Below are 17,230 nucleotides of genomic sequence, written 5' to 3' on the forward strand. Positions count from 1 at the left end.
AGAGGTCACACCTGTTCCCATACCGAACACAGAAGTTAAGCTCTCTAGCGCCGATGGTAGTTGGTCTTACGATCCGCGAGAGTAGGACGTTGCCGGGCAGATTTATAGTAATACCTTAAATGGATGCGATGAGCCGCAAACGAGTGACCTGTTAAGGTCTCTTTTTTTTTGCATTTTTTTAAGTGTTTTTATTATTAGATACTTAGTTTTAAAAATGTTGGTACAATAATAGATAGAAGTAATGAAAATGTTTAACATATAGAAATGATTTGTAAAATTAAAGGAGTTCTTTCTATGAAAATGTATAATGCTATGATTGAACATTTTAAACAAATTCCAATTTCACTGCATGTTCCTGGTCACCATTATCAAACGATAGGACATCTTGATAACTTAGAATTAAAATACGATGTTACAGAAATTTCAGGTATGGATGATTATCATCATCCTGATGATATTATAAAGAATAGTCAATTATCGATTAACAAAGTGGGGTATGATTCTCGCTTTCTAGTGAATGGTACAACTGTCGGTTTACTGGCAGTGATTCTTTCTTTTATAGAAGCTGGTGAAGTTCCGAGTGTTGCTATTATGAGAAATGCGCACAAATCAATTTATAATGCGATTGCATTGGGAAAAGGTAGCGCATATATTTTACCGACAAATGTTTCAGATACTACAAAAGAGTATAGTGGAATTGATATAGGAGCTATTGATAAAGATGTGTTGCCTCATATTAAATTAGTGGTATTAACATATCCTAATTATTTTGGTGAAACATATGATATTAAAGCGGCAATTGATTATTTTCACAGTTATCATATTCCTGTATTAATTGATGAAGCGCATGGCGCGCATTTTGATATTTCAGAACATTTTCCTGTAAGTTCATTAAAATACGCGGCTGATTTCGTAGTACAGTCTTATCATAAGACATTACCTGCATTTACAATGAGTTCAGTTATTCATATAAATCATGCTATTTCTGAAGATATAAAATATCAGATAAATCATCTACTTTCGATATTACAATCTTCTAGTCCTTCGTATATGCTAATGCTAGGTTTAGAACACGCAGATACCTTTTATAAGCATTATAAAGATAGATTATTTTTTAAGCGTAGAACGACATTACTAAAAGCACTGAGAAAAGTTTTTGATGTTATAGAAGCAGAGGATCCACTGAAGATAATGTTGATGCACGAGCATTATAGTGGTATAGAATTAGCGCATTTATTAGAGAGATACGGTATATTTACTGAGTTGAGTAATGAAAAGTTTGTATTATGTGTATTGCCATTATGGCATGAGGATGATCGTTATTTATTTGAGTTATTGATTGATAGAGTAAATAATATAAAATTAGATAGTAACAGAGATAGTAATGAAGTTAAAAGTGAGATGTTATATAATCAATTAGATGGAAGTTATATTGCCCAAACTTCAAATAATATTATCAATATAACGTTAGATGAAAGTATAGGTCGTGTATGTGCAGAACATATTATTCCGTATCCTCCAGGTATTCCTTATATATTAGAGGGAGAAATGATTACGGAGGAGCAAGTTCAACATGTAAAATCATTTATTTCTGATGGTGGAAAAATACATGGTATCTATGATTATAAAATTCGTGTGTGGGAGTAGGAGTTAATAATGAGTTATTTTATAACAATTGAAGGTCCGGAAGGTTCAGGTAAAAGTACGGTTATTAAAGCATTAGCGAATGAATTAAGTAACGATTTTGAAGTAGTTACTACGAGAGAACCTGGTGGTATAAAAATTAGTGAAGATATCCGTAATATCATTTTAGATGATGCGAGTGCAATGGATTACAGAACAGAGGCGTTATTATTTGCTGCAAGCCGTAGACAACATCTTGTAGAAAAAGTATTACCAGCACTTCAAATGGGTAAGATTGTATTATGTGATCGTTTTATTGATAGTTCATTAGCCTACCAAGGTTATGCGCGTGGTATCGGGATTGACGAAATTCGTGCTATCAATGAATTTGCAATTGAAGGTAAATATCCGGATTTAACGTTATATTTACGTGTTGAACCTGAAATTGGTTTATTACGTATTAAAGATAATTCACGTGAAACAAACCGATTAGACAAAGAACAGATTGATTTTCACCAACGTGTAGTTAAGGGATATGATGAATTACTTCATTTACATCCAGAGAGAATTAAATTGATTGATGCTTCTAAACCTCTTTTAGAAGTAGTTAATGATTGTTTAGAAGCAATTAATAAGAGCATTAACTAGTTTGTGATATAATTGATGATAAGAGGTGTTTCATATGAAAATGATAATTGCAATTGTACAAGATCAGGACAGTCAAAGTCTATCTGATGTACTTACTAAAAATAATTTTAGAACAACAAAGCTCGCTTCTACTGGCGGATTTTTAAGAGCTGGTAATACGACATTTCTATGTGGTGTGGAAGATGAACGTGTAAATGAGCTATTAACTTTAATCAATGGTACTTGCGGTAACCGAGAACAAGTTGTGACACCTGTGACGCCAATGGGTGGCAATGCGGATGCTTATATTCCATATCCAGTTGAAGTCGAAGTTGGTGGCGCAACAGTCTTTGTAATGCCGATTGAACAATTTCATCAGTTCTAATATAAGCTGCCATGTGCAGCTTTTTGATTATATAAAGGAGTAGATTGAATGCTTAAGCAGCTGCAGCATCTTATCGATAATAATAAATTAAGTCATGCTTATTTGTTTGATGGGCAAAATAGAGGCCAGTTAAAAGATGAAGCAATGCATTTCGCGGCAAAAATACTTTGTAGTGATAATGATATATGTCAAAGTCGCGTTCAGAATTTAAATCACGCGGATTTCATCCTTCTAGAAACAAGTGAAGCCACGATAAAAAAAGAGTTAATAGAAGATTTGTTACATCGTATGAATCAAAAACCGATTGAAGGCACACATAAAGTCTATATTATTATGGATTTTGATAAAGTAACGGTACAAGGTGAAAATAGTATATTAAAATTTTTAGAGGAACCACCAGTAAATACTGTAGCAATATTAGTAACAACTGCACCAAAATCCATCTTACCGACCATCCATTCAAGATGTCAGCATATCTTTATACAAGCTAGTGAAGATGATTTAACCAAGCATAGTGATCTGGATATTCCAAAATCTGTTCTGGCGACGATGAATGGTCTTAACTTAAGTAAAGAAGAAGCAGTGGAATGGTATGAGACACATCAATTTAATGATTTAAAGGGTGTAATAATTAAGTGGTGCCAAACTTTACTAAACAGTGATACAATGGGATTAATTCAAATTGTCAACATTTTGGATACACTCGATTCGCGAGAGAAACAATTGATGGGAATAGACATGATTCAACTGTATCTACAGGATTTGATGTATGTACTCATTGGAGATAATGTAGTAAGTTATCCTGAAATGGAAGAACATATTCAACAGCAGGCAAATCTACTGACGATTGATAAATGTTTAGCAATGATAGATCATACACTTACAGCGAAACAGCAATTGTTACAATATGTTAATATAACATTAGTGTATGAAGCTTTAGCGATTCAAATGCTCAATGAGGTGAAATAATGATAGAAATAATAGGCGTGAAATTTCAGAAATCAGGTAAAACAGAATATTACCAACCTGGTGATGAACAATTTTCAGTCAATGAATTAGTAGTAATTGATAATAAAAAACGTGGTGTTGAACTTGCCCGTGTTATTATTCCAAATAAAGAAGTACCGATTGAAGACGTAGTGATGCCAGTACCAATGATTAGTCGTAAAGCAACGGAAAATGATATTTTAAAGTATGAACAGAATATGTTAGACGCTGATCATGCATTAGAGCTATGTAAACAACACGTTAAAAATCATGAACTCGATATGCGCTTAGTAAATGCAACCTATACATTAGATAAAGCAAAGATTATTTTTAACTTTACTGCTAATGAGCGTGTGGATTTTCGTGAATTAGTTAAAAGTTTAGCCTATGATCTAAAAACACGCATTGAATTACGTCAAATCGGTGTAAGAGATGAAGCGAAGATTCTAGGTGGCATTGGTCCTTGCGGTCGTAGTTTATGCTGTGCAACTTATTTAGGTGATTTTGAACCCGTATCGATAAAAATGGCAAAAGATCAGAATTTATCATTAAATCCTACTAAAATTTCAGGTGCATGTGGTCGTTTAATGTGTTGTTTGAAATACGAAAATGATTATTACGAAGAAACAAGAAGAAGATTACCTGATATTGGGGAAGAAATTCAAACACCTGAAGGACCTGGTCGTGTTATCGGTTTAAATATATTAGATGTGACGATGCAAGTAAAATTAAAGAGTATGGAAACACCAATCGTTTATCATATCGACGAGGTACAAGTTTAGGAGGTTTATCATGAACCGCGATGAATTATTCAATGCTTTAACTAAGCTGGAGAAACAAATTAATAATATAAATGATAGTTATGAAACATTAAAAGAACTGACGGTTGCTTTAGTCGAAGAAAATGTTGCTTTAAAGTTAGAAAATGATAATTTGCAACGTTTCATTCAGATACCTAAAGAAGAAGAGGAACCTAAAAAGAATAGTAAAGTTCTTCAAAGTAAAGATAATTTAGCGATGCTTTACGCAGAAGGCTTTCATATTTGTCCGACAGATTTATTTGGCAAACACCGTGGTGGTGGAGACTGTATTTTTTGTTTAAGCTTACTATCTGATAAAGAATAAAAAGAGGCGTAAGCCTTTTTTTATTGGAGGAATTATGATGTTGTTAGAAAATGAAAGATTTGATCAATTAATTAAAGAAAATTTATCCATCATTCAAAATGATGATGTGTTTTCTTTTTCAACAGATGCATTGCTACTTGCACACCTTACGCCTTTAAAGAAAAAGGACAAAGTGATAGATATTTGTTCAGGGAATGGCATTATTCCTTTATTATTATCTCATCGTACAAACATGCCGATAGAAGCAATCGAAATTCAGTCACAACTTGTGGATATGGCAAGGCGATCTGTTCAATATAACAAACTGGAAGAACAGATTTGTATGCACGAGATGGACATAAAGTGCGTAAAACAAAATTTTATACCCAGTCAATTTGATGTTGTAACATGTAATCCTCCTTACTTTAGAGCGAATCAGGAGTATCAGCATTTGAAGGAAGCTCATCGCATCGCAAGAACTGAAGTGCTTTGTACGTTTTTAGATTGCGTCCAGTCTGCAAATCATTTATTGAAGCAAGGAGGAAAAATGGTTGTTGTTCAACGTGCTGATCGATTGATTGATGTGCTTTCTGATATGAGAACAGTTGGTATTGAACCTAAAGTTATCTATCCTATCTATTCATCTCCTAATAAACCTACTGCGATTACAGTTGTTGTCGTTGGTATAAAAGGTGGTAAACCAGATGTGAAGGTTATGGCGCCATTTTATATCTATAATACGGATGGGACTTATTCTAAATCGATGAATGAGGTATATTATGGATAATCATTATATTTATATATTAGAATGTAGTGATGGTACACTGTATACAGGCTATACAAATGATCTGGAGAAAAGGCTCCATACCCATAACGAAGGCAAAGGTGCAAAGTATACAAGAGTAAGATTACCGGTGAAACGCGTATATGAAGAAAGTTTTGAAACGAAAAGTGCAGCGATGCAAAGAGAGTATGCGATTAAACAATTAACACGTTCACAAAAGATTAAATTAATACAGGGAGGTACCTTATGAGCGGTATCTTATATTTAGTAGGTACACCAATCGGCAATTTAGAAGATATTACATTTAGAGCGGTAAGAATGTTAAAAGAAGCGGATATCATATTATGTGAAGACACAAGAGTGACTAAAAAACTCGTTATGCATTATGACATTGATACACCATTAAAAAGCTACCATGAACATAATAAAGATCAGGTGACAGATTATATTATCGATTTATTGTTAGAAGGGAATCATATCGCATTGGTTTCTGATGCAGGACTTCCTCTTATAAGTGATCCGGGATATGAACTGGTTGTGGTGGCACGTGAGAAAGGTATTAAAGTTGAAACAGTGCCAGGTGCTAATGCCGCACTTACTGCTTTAATGACAAGTGGTATTAGCTCTTATTCATTTTTATTTGATGGTTTTTTACCACGCAAAGATAGTGAAAAGAAAGAGCGACTCGTAGCGCTTATGGCTTTACCTCACACCACCATAATCTACGAATCACCGTTTCGCGTGAAACATACATTAGAAGTGATTGCAAAAATAGACAGTACACGTAAAATATCCATTGCACGTGAACTGACTAAGAAATTTGAGCAAGTTGAAACGGATTCAGTGTTGTATCTATTAGAACGACTGGACAAAGATATTAATCTTAAAGGTGAGTTTGTTCTTATAATTGAAGGCAGCACAGGCGAAAATAATGTGAACTGGTGGTCAGAAATGACGGTTGAAGATCACGTCAATCACTATGTTAAAGAAGGATTACGAAATAAAGAGGCGATTAAACAAGTTGCTTTAGATAGAGAAATGAAGAAGAACGAAGTGTACCAAATGTATCATGTCGATACAAAATAAAAAGGTTCGAATCCATTTGGACTCGAACCTTTTTATTTTTATATCTTATTTATCTTTAGCTTCGATCTCTTTTAAGATTTGTTCAACGCCTTCTTTAGATAATACTAATTTACCACCTGCTAATAAATAGTTATCTTCAGAAACATCACCAGTTACAGCACAAGTCATGCTTGGTTTATATTTTTTTAAGATAATTTTATCTGCATCAGTATAGATTTCTAAAGCGTCTTTTTCAGCGATGTCTAAAATACGACGTAATTCGATTGGAATAACTACACGTCCTAATTCGTCAACTTTTCTTACGATACCAGTAGATTTCATAATATATTTCCTCCAAAAATTGTTTTTGTAGTAATTTTAGTAAATTCGACAAAATTAATAAGTGTTTTCGACATTTGTCTTAATAAGAGTGTACTACCGTATTTTTACATTGTCAACGATATATCATCAAAATCTTTATTTGTAATGGTTTAGTAATGTTATGTAATATTCAGAATTTGAGAACTTTACTTGATTTTACAATATATTAATAATTTTACTTGTCGAATTGTAAAGATTAGTCATATTGAAAAATAACGAAAACTTCTGTATATTTAAAGGATAAATAGCACTAGGAGGACGAACATGACGAACGATACTTTTTATATAACAACGCCTATATATTATCCAAGCGGTAAATTACATATTGGACATGCATATTCAACAGTAGCAGGTGACGCTATCGCGCGTTACAAAAGAATGCAAGGTTACGATGTTAAGTATTTAACAGGTACAGATGAACATGGCCAAAAGATTCAGGAGAAAGCACTTGCTGCCGGTAAATCAGAAATAGAATATTTAGATGAAATCATTAAAGACATTCAGGCATTATGGAAGAAGCTTGATATTTCAAACGATGATTTTATTAGAACAACTGAAACGCGCCATAAACTTGTTGTCGAAAAAGTATTCGAAAAATTATTAGAACAAGATGATATTTATTTAGGTGAATATGAAGGATGGTATTCAGTTCCTGATGAAACATTCTACACTGAAACGCAACTTGTTGATCCTATTATGGAAGGCGATAAAATCGTTGGAGGGAAAAGTCCGGATTCAGGACACCCAGTTCAACTTGTGAAAGAAGAAAGTTATTTCTTTAGATTGAGTAAATATGCGGATCGCTTAGTGCAATATTATGAAGATCACCCTGATTTCATTCAACCTGTTTCTCGTAAAAATGAAATGTTAAACAACTTTATTAAACCAGGATTAGAAGATTTAGCTGTTTCTCGTACATCTTTTGACTGGGGGATAAAAGTTCCGTCTAATCCGAAACATGTTGTATATGTTTGGATTGATGCATTAACAAACTATATCTCTGCTTTAGGTTACCTTTCAGAAGATGATACAGAATTTAAGAAATACTGGCCAGCTGATGTCCATATTATGGCGAAAGAAATTGTTCGTTTCCATACAATTATATGGCCAGTTTTACTCATGGCTTTAGATTTACCATTACCGAAGAAAGTATTTGCTCACGGGTGGATATTAATGAAAGACGGTAAGATGAGTAAGTCAAAAGGGAATGTGGTAGATCCGCATATCCTAATTGATCGTTACGGTTTAGATGCAGTGCGTTACTACTTAATGCGTGAGTTACCATTTGGTTCAGATGGTGTGTTCACGCCTGAAGCTTTCGTTGATCGCACTAACTTTGACCTTGCAAATGACTTAGGCAACTTAGTGAACCGTACGATTGCGATGATCAATAAATATTTTGATGGCAATCTTTCTGGCTACAAAGGTCAAATGCATGAAGTAGATGCTGAAATTGAAGCGTTAGCACTTGAAACGAAAGCGAAATACGATGCTGCTATGGAGAACTTACAATATTCAGTAGCGTTACAAGAAGTATGGAAGCTGATTTCAAGAACAAATAAATATATCGATGAAACAACACCGTGGATTTTAATCAAAGATGAAGCAAAAAAAGAATTATTAGAAAGCGTAATGTATCACTTAGTTGAGAATATTCGTTTTGCGAGCGTATTGTTACGCCCATTCTTAACAGAAGCACCGACAAAAATCTTTAATCAGTTAAATATTCAGGATCCAACATTATTTGAATTTGCGAGTCTTGATGCATACGGTAAGATTAAAGACTTAAAAGTGATTGAGAAAGCAACACCAATCTTCCCGCGTTTAGATACAGCAGCTGAAGTAGAATTTATTAAGAGTACGATGCAACCGCCAGCACAAGCAGAAGGGGAAAAAGAAGAAGTACCTGCTAAGCCGGAAATTACAATCGATACATTTAATGAAGTAGAATTAAAAACTGCAACAATCATTGACGCGGATTACGTGAAAAAAGCGAAAAAATTATTAAAAATCCAGGTAGATTTAGGTAACGAACAACGCCAAATCGTTTCTGGTATCGCTGAATTCTATAAACCAGAAGACATTATTGGTAAGAAAGTTATTGTTGTGACAAACTTAAAACCAGTTGAATTACGTGGAGAGAAATCAGAAGGAATGATTTTGTCAGCAGAAAAAGATGGTGCATTAACATTAGTCAGCGTACCAAATGCAATTGAGAACGGCTCAATCGTAAAATAAAAACACGAGGAGTGATACTGTGTTAATAGATACACACGTTCATTTAAACGCAGATCAGTACGAAGAAGATTTACAGGAAGTTATAGATAGAGCGCGAGAAAACGGAATAGACCGCATGATCGTCGTTGGATTTGATGAAGTAACAATTAAACGCACGATGAAGCTCATTGATCAATACGAATTTGTATATGGTGTAATCGGCTGCATCCAGTGGATGCGATTGATTTTACGGATGAGTATTACGATTGGATTAAAGAACTGTCAAAGCATCCTAAAATCGTAGCGATTGGTGAGATGGGATTAGATTATCATTGGGATAAATCACCGAAAGATATTCAAAAGGAAGTATTTAAACGTCAAATTCAACTTGCAAAAGAAGTAAATTTACCGATTGTAATTCACAACCGAGAAGCAACCGCAGACGTAATTGAAATCTTAAAGTCAGAAAATGCGCATGAAGTTGGAGGCGTGATGCACAGCTTCAGTGGTAGCCCTGAAACATGTGATGAAGTGTTGAAATTAAACTTTATCATCTCCTTAGGTGGACCAGTAACGTTTAAAAATGCAAAGCAACCAAAGGCAGTAGCACAGCATGTGCCATTAGATAAGTTAATCGTGGAGACAGACGCGCCATATTTAACACCACATCCGTATCGTGGGAAACGAAACGAACCGATGCATGTGAAACTTGTAGCAGAAGAAATTGCGAACTTGCGTGGTATTAGTTATGAAGAAGTTGCGGAACAAACCACGAAAAATGCAGAGCAGCTGTTTGGTGGATTGGGAAAATAAGTAGGGACATTTGTCTCTGCTTATTTTTTTACTATAAATAATTCTATCCATTTTTAAAATATCAAGTATAATTGTAATATTGTATATAGATAAGTAAAAAGGAAAGATTGATATGAAAATAAATGAAATTATTGTCGTAGAGGGTAAGGATGATACAACACGTGTAAAGATGGCAGTCGAGTGCGATACGATTGAAACAAATGGTTCTGCCATCAATAATGAAACGATTGAAGCGATACAACACGCTGCTGAGGTGCGTGGTGTCATCGTCTTAACAGATCCGGATTACCCAGGAAATAAAATTAGAAAGACAATCGAACAGCGTGTGCCAACGGTGAAACATGCGTTTATCGATGCGGATATTGCGTGTAATAAGCGTGGTAAAGTTGGTATTGAGCATGCACCGGTTGAAGCAATTCGTGATGCATTATTAAGCGTTTCATCACCGTTTGAACATGATTCAGAAACGGTGTCGAAAGCATTACTCGTGGATTTAGGATTGATTATGGGACCACATGCAGCGACGAAGCGTAAAGATTTGTGCAGACATTTAAGAATCGGCTATTGTAATGGTAAGCAATTATTTCATAGATTAAATGCATTTGGCATTACTGAAGCGGATGTGTTAGATGCTTTGAATTTAGAATATAAGGAGAGTCCTAATGGAAATGAATGATATTGCAACACCAACGCGTACGAGGGAATTGTTAAATAAATATGGCTTTAAATTTAAGAAGAGTTTAGGACAGAACTTTTTAGTTGATCCTAACGTGATTCGTAATATTATTGATGCCGCAGGTATAGATGAGACGTGTGGTGTTATTGAGATTGGTCCGGGTATGGGGTCTTTAACGGAACAATTAGCACGTAAAGCGAAGCATGTACTTGCGTTTGAAATCGATCAACGTCTGATTCCGATCTTAGCGGATACGTTAAGTCCTTATGAAAATGTAACTGTAGTAAATGAAGACATACTAAAAGCGAATGTTAAGGAAGCGATTGATAAGCATTTATCAGACTGTGATGAGATTTTTGTTGTAGCTAACTTACCATATTATATTACGACGCCTATTTTGATGGGGTTATTAGAACAGCATTTACCGATTAACAGTTACGTTGTGATGATGCAAAAAGAAGTGGGAGAGCGTTTAACAGCAGGACCGTCAACAAAGGCATATGGTTCTTTATCTATTGCGATTCAATATTATACAGATGTGAAACGTGTCATGATTGTTCCTAAAGGTGTATTTATGCCGCCGCCGAACGTGGATTCTTTAGTGGTGAAACTAACAACTTTACCTGAACCACGTGTAAAAGTTGATGATGAAAAGATATATTTTAAGTTAACGCGCGGAGCTTTTGTACAACGCAGAAAGACGATATTAAACAACTATATGAGTCTGTTTCCAAATAGTAAGGAATATAAAGATGAAATTATCGCATGGCTAGAAGAGAGTAACATTGCTCCGAGTCGTAGAGGAGAAAGTTTGTCGCTCGAAGAATTTGCACGACTTGCAAATAATATAAAAAATTACCCACAAATAGTGATATAAAATATTGACAAGCGTAATTTAAATTGATAAAATTAAAAATTTTATTGACTATTTACATGCAAAGTGTTATAATTTAAGGCATAGTGAGGTGGGTTTCTATGCCAAAAACATTAGTAGACATCAAAAAAATTCTTGATTGTCAGTTAGGAAATCAGATTGTACTAAGAGCTAATGGAGGACGTAAAAAGTTAATTGAGCGCCGCGGTGTGCTTAAAGAAACTTATCCATCAGTTTTCGTGGTTGAATTAGACCAAGATAAACATAATTTTGAGCGTGTGTCATATACATATACCGACGTATTGACAGAAAACGTACAAGTAACATTTGTAAATGATCAGCAAGAAGAATTTCTTGTTCAATAAAAATTAAAACCTATTCCATATGGAATAGGTTTTAATTTTTTTATTTTGCATTTCATGAAATGGTATAACGTGAGTTGTGATAAAATAATATAATATTAAAAACTATGAGTGAGGAATTATTATGATTTATGAAAATGCATCAGCAAAAATCAATTTGACATTAGACACTTTATATAAACGAGAAGATGGATATCATGAAGTAGAGATGATTATGACAACAGTAGATTTATATGATCGTTTGACTTTAGAGAAACGTAAAGACAAGCAAATCGTATTAAAAGTTGAGCACTTATATGTACCGAATGATAACCGTAACTTAGCATATAAAGCAGCAAAGATTATGATGGAGCGCTATAATCTGGATTGCGGGGTGACAATCACATTGGATAAGACGATCCCGATAGCAGCCGGTCTTGCGGGTGGCTCAAGCGATGCAGCAGCGACATTTCGTGGTATGAATAGATTGTTTGAATTAGGATTGTCTCTTGATACATTGGCAGAACATGCAGCTGAAATCGGTTCAGATATTTCATTCTGTGTGCATGGCAAGACGAGTCTTTGCACAGGCCGTGGTGAGCAGTTGCAACATTTACCTAAACCACCTGCTTGCTGGGTCATCTTAGCAAAACCTGATATTAGCGTTTCTACACAAGAGGTGTATACTGCGCTTGATTTAACAAAACCTCACGCAAAGATTGATAGTAAGGCTTGTGCTGAAGCAATTGAGAATGGTGATTATAGCGAAATGATTCGCCATTTAGGAAATCGTTTAGAATCCGTCACTATTGAAATGCATCCGATTATCCAGACATTAAAAGATACGATGATGAAAGCTGGCGCAGATATAGCGATGATGAGTGGCAGCGGTCCAACAGTTTACGGATTAGCAGCGAAAGAACGTCAGGCAAAGAGTGTAGTCAATGCGCTTAAAGGTTGTTGTAAAGAAGTATATATGGTGCGCATGTTAGGATGAATATAAATTCCCGAACATTTATGGTATATTTAACGTATAATATGCGTAAAGAGGGATTTTAATGAAGTTTAAAAGAAGTGAAAGAATCGTTTATATGACAAGTTACTTGTTGAGTCATCCTAATGAGCTTGTACCGTTGACGTATTTTGTAGATAAATTCGGTCAGGCAAAGTCTTCAATCAGTGAAGATGTACAAATCATCAAAGATACTTTTATCAAAGAAGAAATCGGAACAATCACTACGACTGCAGGAGCAAGTGGTGGTGTAACGTTTAAGCATAAGATGTTTTATAAAGAAGCCGATCAATTGATTTCTCAGTTGTGTGAAATGCTGCAGGAGAAAGAACGATTGCTGCCAGGTGGCTATCTTTTTATGTCCGATGTTGTAGGGACACCGAGTTTATTAAATCAAGTTGGAAAGCTCATTGCAACGATGTATATGGATGAAGAGTTAGATGCTGTCGTAACGATTGCAACGAAAGGTATTTCATTAGCAAATGCAGTTGCAAGTATACTTAATCTGCCTGTTGTCGTAATTCGTAAAGACAATAAGGTCACAGAAGGATCAACGGTTTCGATAAATTATGTTTCAGGTTCTTCACGAAAAATTGAAACAATGGTATTATCAAAAAGGACATTACCTGAAGGTTCAAAAGTTTTAATTGTAGATGATTTTATGCGTGCGGGCGGATCAATTACAGGTGTTATGAATTTAATGAATGAGTTTAAAGCCACTGTTAAAGGGGTAACAGTCTTAGTAGAATCAAAAGAAGTTAAAAATCGCTTGATTCAAGACTATACCTCTTTAGTGAAATTATCCGACGTAGATGAATATAATCAATCTTTTACAGTTGAAAAAGGTAATTGCTTAGAAAAATTTTCGAAATAAAAAGGAGATATCATCATGAAATCTATTTTCGCAAAAAATGCACCGGCAGCAATTGGACCATACAGCCACGCTGTTGTAGTTAACAATATGGTTTATACAAGTGGACAAATTCCACTGACTATAGATGGTGAAGTAATAGGTGATGACGTTGCAGAGCAAACGAAGCAAGTATTAGAAAACTTATCAGCTGTATTAGAAGAAAGTGGATCGAATTTAAATTCAGTAGTAAAAACAATGATTTTTATTAGTGATATGAATGACTTCCCAATCATCAATGAAGTATATGGCGAATATTTCAATGCGCACCTTCCTGCAAGAAGTTGTGTTGAAGTGAGTCGTCTTCCTAAAGATGTGAAAGTTGAGATTGAAGCGGTAGCTCTAAAAGTTAAGTAGATTTTTAACTTACATTTTATTAGGAGGCTATCTAAGATGAAAGTCACAGATGTTAGAATGAGAAAATTAGCTACGGACAGTAGAATGAAAGCATTGGTATCAATTACGCTGGATGAGGCATTTGTTATTCATGATTTACGCGTTATTGAAGGGAACAACGGATTATTCGTAGCAATGCCGAGTAAACGTACTGCAGATGGCGAATTCCGTGACATCGCCCATCCAATTAATAGCGAAATGCGTCAAGAAATTCAGGCTGCAGTCATGAAAGTATATGACGAAACTGAAGCGATTGATCCAAGTGAATTAGGAAAGAATAATCATAACGACGATGTGGATACTGCTGAAGATGCTACAAGTGAAGCAGCACCTAATTTAGTAGAATCTGATTCACAAACGACAGTTGAAGAAGATTTAAAATAATTGAAATGAAATAGTGAATAAGCGTGTCTGATAACAAATTATCAGGCGCGCTTTTTTGTTTATCGAAATATACATAATGTATGTTAAAATAAAAATAACTGAGCAGATTACACATCGCATAGCTTATAAAAAAATGTTTTACTGGGGGATAATATATATGACAAAACAAGCTGTTATTTTAGCTGCAGGAAAAGGGACACGAATGAAGTCAAAACTACATAAAGTATTACATCCTGTCTGTGGTAAACCAATGGTGCAGCATGTAATAGATAATATTAAAGCTGCAGGTGTAACAGATATCGTTACAATCGTTGGATATGGCGCTGAAGATGTAAAGCGAGCTTTGGCAGATCAATCTCAATTTAGTATGCAGACAGAACAGTTAGGAACTGCACATGCCGTTCAAATGGCTGCTGAGCATTTAGCAGATAAAGAAGGTACGACAATTGTAATTTGCGGAGACACACCTTTAATTTCAGAAGAAACAATTCAAGGCTTTGTAGCACATCACGAAACAACTGGTGCAAAAGCAACGATTCTTTCCGCTAAAACGAATACACCGTTCGGATATGGACGTATTATTCGTGACGAACACGGTAGTGTAGAACGTATTGTTGAAGAAAAGGATGCTAACATTGAAGAAAAATTAGTCAATGAAATTAGTTCGGGTACTTTCTGTTTTGATAATAAATTATTATTCGAATTATTAAAGCAAGTTGATAATGATAATGCACAAGGTGAGTATTATTTACCTGATGTGATTAAATTATTACGCGCACAAGGTGAACTTGTAGAAGCGTTTGTTACTGAAGACTTCAGTGAAACGTTAGGTATAAATGATCGCTATAATTTATCGATTGCTGAACAAACGATGCGTTTACGTATTAATAAAATGCACATGATGAATGGTGTGACAATTATTGATCCGCTGACAACGTATATTGATAAAGATGTTGAAATCGGAGCAGATACTGTTATTGAGCCCGGTGTTATGTTAAAAGGGAACACTAAAATTGGTGAAGGCGTAGTAATTACTGCACACACTACGATTGAGAATAGTGAAATAAAAGATAATGTTATTGTAAAACAATCATATATTTCAGAATCATTTGTTGATGAAAGAACAGCAATTGGACCATTTGCACAACTTCGTCCAGGTAGTGATGTCGGTAAAGAAGTTAAGATTGGTAACTTCGTAGAAATTAAAAAATCTAAATTAGAAGATGAAGCGAAAGTTTCACATTTAAGCTATATAGGTGATGCTGAAATCGGTGCACGTACTAACGTTGGTTGTGGTGCGATTACTGTAAATTATGATGGCAAAAACAAGTTTAAAACTGTTGTTGGTAAAGATTCATTTATCGGATGTAATTCAAATCTTGTAGCGCCAGTTCATATTGGAGATGAATCTTTTGTGGCTGCAGGCTCTACCATTACAGATGATGTACCAAATAAAAGTCTGGCATTAGGACGTGCAAGACAAACTACAAAAGAAGGCTACTACGATAAAGCATAGTAATGTATAATATTAAGGTCATAGTAAAGTTATTTCATATACAGAAAGCGATAAATAATACGATATCTAAAATGGGGGCATTACAAAATGATGATGAATAATGAATACAGAAATACAACTTTAAAGATTTTTTCTTTAAACGCTAACCAGCCTTTAGCTGAAGAAATTGCTAAAGAGGTTGGGATTCCTTTAGGGAAATCAAGTGTTAAACGTTTCAGTGATGGAGAAGTTCAAATTAACATCGAAGAAAGTATTCGTGGATGTGACGTATTTATCGTTCAACCAACATCAAATCCAGTAAATGAGCATTTAATGGAATTATTAATCATGATTGATGCATTAAAACGTGCTTCAGCAGTTACAATTAACGTTGTAATGCCTTATTATGGTTATGCACGTCAAGACCGTAAAGCACGTAGCCGTGAGCCAATCACTGCGAAATTAGTCGCAGATATGATCGAAAAAGCAGGAGCAGACCGCGTTATTGCTTTAGACTTACATGCGCCTCAAATTCAAGGTTTCTTTGATTTACCGATTGACCACTTAATGGGTGTACCTATCCTTTCTGATTATTTTGAAGCGAAAGAAGAAATCGATAAAGATTCATTGGTTATCGTTTCACCTGACCATGGCGGAGTGACACGTGCGCGTAAGATGGCAGACCGTTTAAAAGCACCGATCGCGATTATCGATAAACGTCGTCCGAAACCAAATGTATCTGAAGTAATGAATATCGTTGGAGACATTGACGGGAAAACTGCAATCATCATTGATGACATCATCGATACAGCAGGTACAATCACATTAGCTGCTCAAGCGTTAATCGACAAAGGTGCAAAAGAAGTATATGCATGCTGTACACATCCTGTATTATCAGGCCCTGCTTATGAGAGAATTGAAAACTCAGCAATTAAAGAATTAGTTGTTACAAACTCTATTTTATTACCTGAAGAAAATAAACCAGCGAAAATTAAACAGTTATCAGTTGGTGAATTATTAGCACAAGCGATTGTTCGAGTATATGAACAAGAATCTGTAAGTATTTTATTTGATTAATAGTGCTTTAGACACAATGTTTATGCCTAGCATTGTGTCTTTTTTTATTCTTTTAAAATTTTTGAATAAAAATGTTTAG

The 17,230-nt window shown here is 34.9% G+C and carries 20 protein-coding genes, 1 rRNA gene and 1 pseudogene; 21 read left to right on the plus strand and 1 reads right to left on the minus strand.

Going from position 1 to position 17,230, the window contains the following annotated elements; genetic code table 11:
* From rrf to rsmI, 10 genes are all read left to right on the plus strand, one after another.
* Positions 1-98: ribosomal RNA gene (rrf, locus tag BFS35_RS12895) — 5S ribosomal RNA — on the plus strand; the annotation flags it as partial.
* 196 nt (positions 99-294) lie between these two features.
* Complete coding sequence (locus BFS35_RS12900) at positions 295-1,647, plus strand: Orn/Lys/Arg family decarboxylase (RefSeq protein ID WP_158554332.1); 1,353 nt, start codon at positions 295-297, stop codon at positions 1,645-1,647.
* 9 nt (positions 1,648-1,656) lie between these two features.
* Positions 1,657-2,271 (plus strand): dTMP kinase, encoded by a 615-nt coding sequence (tmk, locus tag BFS35_RS12905; RefSeq protein WP_099577246.1) that lies wholly within the window; start codon positions 1,657-1,659, stop codon positions 2,269-2,271.
* Positions 2,272-2,305: 34 nt separating this feature from the next.
* Complete coding sequence (locus tag BFS35_RS12910) at positions 2,306-2,635, plus strand: cyclic-di-AMP receptor (protein ID WP_099577248.1); 330 nt, start codon at positions 2,306-2,308, stop codon at positions 2,633-2,635.
* A gap of 48 nt (positions 2,636-2,683) precedes the next feature.
* Entirely contained in the window at positions 2,684-3,604 is a 921-nt protein-coding gene (locus tag BFS35_RS12915; RefSeq protein WP_099577250.1) for a DNA polymerase III subunit delta', read from the plus strand.
* Positions 3,604-4,404, plus strand: coding sequence for a PSP1 domain-containing protein (locus BFS35_RS12920; RefSeq protein WP_099577252.1), 801 nt, complete (start codon positions 3,604-3,606; stop codon positions 4,402-4,404). Before BFS35_RS12915 ends, BFS35_RS12920 begins: the two co-directional genes overlap by 1 nt.
* Before the next feature lie 10 nt (positions 4,405-4,414).
* The gene (yabA, locus tag BFS35_RS12925) at positions 4,415-4,747 is read left to right on the plus strand and encodes a DNA replication initiation control protein YabA (protein ID WP_099577254.1); all 333 of its coding nucleotides are present in this window, start codon (positions 4,415-4,417) and stop codon (positions 4,745-4,747) included.
* A 37-nt stretch (positions 4,748-4,784) separates the two neighbouring features.
* On the plus strand, positions 4,785-5,513 hold the full coding sequence (locus BFS35_RS12930) for a tRNA1(Val) (adenine(37)-N6)-methyltransferase (RefSeq protein ID WP_099577256.1): 729 nt from the start codon (positions 4,785-4,787) through the stop codon (positions 5,511-5,513).
* On the plus strand, positions 5,506-5,760 hold the full coding sequence (locus tag BFS35_RS12935) for a GIY-YIG nuclease family protein (protein ID WP_099577258.1): 255 nt from the start codon (positions 5,506-5,508) through the stop codon (positions 5,758-5,760). The genes BFS35_RS12930 and BFS35_RS12935 overlap by 8 nt, the downstream gene beginning before the upstream one ends.
* Positions 5,757-6,596 (plus strand): 16S rRNA (cytidine(1402)-2'-O)-methyltransferase, encoded by an 840-nt coding sequence (gene rsmI, locus BFS35_RS12940; RefSeq protein ID WP_099577260.1) that lies wholly within the window; start codon positions 5,757-5,759, stop codon positions 6,594-6,596. Before BFS35_RS12935 ends, rsmI begins: the two co-directional genes overlap by 4 nt.
* Before the next feature lie 45 nt (positions 6,597-6,641).
* Here rsmI and BFS35_RS12945 read toward each other — a convergent pair whose 3' ends face one another.
* Positions 6,642-6,917: an AbrB/MazE/SpoVT family DNA-binding domain-containing protein gene (locus BFS35_RS12945; protein ID WP_099577262.1), complete on the minus strand. Its 276-nt coding sequence runs from the start codon at positions 6,915-6,917 to the stop codon at positions 6,642-6,644.
* Between the two features lie 303 nt (positions 6,918-7,220).
* Here BFS35_RS12945 and metG point away from each other — a divergent pair, with 303 nt between their 5' ends.
* The 11 genes and pseudogenes from metG (at position 7,221) to BFS35_RS13000 (ending at position 17,151) form a co-directional block, all read left to right on the plus strand.
* On the plus strand, positions 7,221-9,194 hold the full coding sequence (metG, locus tag BFS35_RS12950; protein ID WP_099577264.1) for a methionine--tRNA ligase: 1,974 nt from the start codon (positions 7,221-7,223) through the stop codon (positions 9,192-9,194).
* Between the two features lie 19 nt (positions 9,195-9,213).
* Positions 9,214-9,986, plus strand: a pseudogene (locus BFS35_RS12955) (TatD family hydrolase).
* Positions 9,987-10,098: 112 nt separating this feature from the next.
* On the plus strand, positions 10,099-10,662 hold the full coding sequence (gene rnmV / locus BFS35_RS12960) for a ribonuclease M5 (protein ID WP_099577266.1): 564 nt from the start codon (positions 10,099-10,101) through the stop codon (positions 10,660-10,662).
* Positions 10,649-11,539, plus strand: a complete 891-nt coding sequence (gene rsmA, locus BFS35_RS12965; protein ID WP_099577268.1) for a 16S rRNA (adenine(1518)-N(6)/adenine(1519)-N(6))-dimethyltransferase RsmA — start codon at positions 10,649-10,651, stop codon at positions 11,537-11,539. The genes rnmV and rsmA overlap by 14 nt, the downstream gene beginning before the upstream one ends.
* A gap of 98 nt (positions 11,540-11,637) precedes the next feature.
* On the plus strand, positions 11,638-11,901 hold the full coding sequence (gene veg / locus BFS35_RS12970) for a biofilm formation stimulator Veg (RefSeq protein WP_096077819.1): 264 nt from the start codon (positions 11,638-11,640) through the stop codon (positions 11,899-11,901).
* 121 nt (positions 11,902-12,022) lie between these two features.
* The gene (ispE, locus tag BFS35_RS12975) at positions 12,023-12,874 is read left to right on the plus strand and encodes a 4-(cytidine 5'-diphospho)-2-C-methyl-D-erythritol kinase (protein ID WP_099577270.1); all 852 of its coding nucleotides are present in this window, start codon (positions 12,023-12,025) and stop codon (positions 12,872-12,874) included.
* Positions 12,875-12,935: 61 nt separating this feature from the next.
* Entirely contained in the window at positions 12,936-13,763 is an 828-nt protein-coding gene (gene purR / locus BFS35_RS12980) for a pur operon repressor (RefSeq protein ID WP_096077821.1), read from the plus strand.
* Between the two features lie 15 nt (positions 13,764-13,778).
* Positions 13,779-14,156, plus strand: a complete 378-nt coding sequence (locus BFS35_RS12985; RefSeq protein ID WP_099577272.1) for a RidA family protein — start codon at positions 13,779-13,781, stop codon at positions 14,154-14,156.
* A gap of 36 nt (positions 14,157-14,192) precedes the next feature.
* Positions 14,193-14,579 carry a septation regulator SpoVG gene (gene spoVG, locus BFS35_RS12990; protein WP_099577274.1) on the plus strand — a complete coding sequence of 129 codons (387 nt, stop codon included), beginning with the start codon at positions 14,193-14,195 and terminating at the stop codon, positions 14,577-14,579.
* Between the two features lie 157 nt (positions 14,580-14,736).
* The gene (gene glmU, locus BFS35_RS12995; protein WP_099577275.1) at positions 14,737-16,095 is read left to right on the plus strand and encodes a bifunctional UDP-N-acetylglucosamine diphosphorylase/glucosamine-1-phosphate N-acetyltransferase GlmU; all 1,359 of its coding nucleotides are present in this window, start codon (positions 14,737-14,739) and stop codon (positions 16,093-16,095) included.
* A 90-nt stretch (positions 16,096-16,185) separates the two neighbouring features.
* Complete coding sequence (locus tag BFS35_RS13000) at positions 16,186-17,151, plus strand: ribose-phosphate diphosphokinase (RefSeq protein WP_099577310.1); 966 nt, start codon at positions 16,186-16,188, stop codon at positions 17,149-17,151.
* Positions 17,152-17,230: the final 79 nt, after the last annotated feature.

It is taken from the genome of Macrococcoides goetzii (assembly GCF_002742385.2).
Classification (GTDB): Bacteria; Bacillota; Bacilli; order Staphylococcales; family Staphylococcaceae; genus Macrococcoides; species Macrococcoides goetzii.

Coding starts and splice junctions, on each gene's coding strand:
- BFS35_RS12900 (WP_158554332.1), top strand. CDS start 295: ATGAAAATGTATAATGCTATGATTGAACATTTTAAACAAATTCCAATT.
- tmk (WP_099577246.1), top strand. CDS start 1,657: ATGAGTTATTTTATAACAATTGAAGGTCCGGAAGGTTCAGGTAAAAGT.
- BFS35_RS12910 (WP_099577248.1), top strand. CDS start 2,306: ATGAAAATGATAATTGCAATTGTACAAGATCAGGACAGTCAAAGTCTA.
- BFS35_RS12915 (WP_099577250.1), top strand. CDS start 2,684: ATGCTTAAGCAGCTGCAGCATCTTATCGATAATAATAAATTAAGTCAT.
- BFS35_RS12920 (WP_099577252.1), top strand. CDS start 3,604: ATGATAGAAATAATAGGCGTGAAATTTCAGAAATCAGGTAAAACAGAA.
- yabA (WP_099577254.1), top strand. CDS start 4,415: ATGAACCGCGATGAATTATTCAATGCTTTAACTAAGCTGGAGAAACAA.
- BFS35_RS12930 (WP_099577256.1), top strand. CDS start 4,785: ATGTTGTTAGAAAATGAAAGATTTGATCAATTAATTAAAGAAAATTTA.
- BFS35_RS12935 (WP_099577258.1), top strand. CDS start 5,506: ATGGATAATCATTATATTTATATATTAGAATGTAGTGATGGTACACTG.
- rsmI (WP_099577260.1), top strand. CDS start 5,757: ATGAGCGGTATCTTATATTTAGTAGGTACACCAATCGGCAATTTAGAA.
- BFS35_RS12945 (WP_099577262.1), bottom strand. CDS start 6,917: ATGAAATCTACTGGTATCGTAAGAAAAGTTGACGAATTAGGACGTGTA.
- metG (WP_099577264.1), top strand. CDS start 7,221: ATGACGAACGATACTTTTTATATAACAACGCCTATATATTATCCAAGC.
- rnmV (WP_099577266.1), top strand. CDS start 10,099: ATGAAAATAAATGAAATTATTGTCGTAGAGGGTAAGGATGATACAACA.
- rsmA (WP_099577268.1), top strand. CDS start 10,649: ATGGAAATGAATGATATTGCAACACCAACGCGTACGAGGGAATTGTTA.
- veg (WP_096077819.1), top strand. CDS start 11,638: ATGCCAAAAACATTAGTAGACATCAAAAAAATTCTTGATTGTCAGTTA.
- ispE (WP_099577270.1), top strand. CDS start 12,023: ATGATTTATGAAAATGCATCAGCAAAAATCAATTTGACATTAGACACT.
- purR (WP_096077821.1), top strand. CDS start 12,936: ATGAAGTTTAAAAGAAGTGAAAGAATCGTTTATATGACAAGTTACTTG.
- BFS35_RS12985 (WP_099577272.1), top strand. CDS start 13,779: ATGAAATCTATTTTCGCAAAAAATGCACCGGCAGCAATTGGACCATAC.
- spoVG (WP_099577274.1), top strand. CDS start 14,193: ATGAAAGTCACAGATGTTAGAATGAGAAAATTAGCTACGGACAGTAGA.
- glmU (WP_099577275.1), top strand. CDS start 14,737: ATGACAAAACAAGCTGTTATTTTAGCTGCAGGAAAAGGGACACGAATG.
- BFS35_RS13000 (WP_099577310.1), top strand. CDS start 16,186: ATGATGAATAATGAATACAGAAATACAACTTTAAAGATTTTTTCTTTA.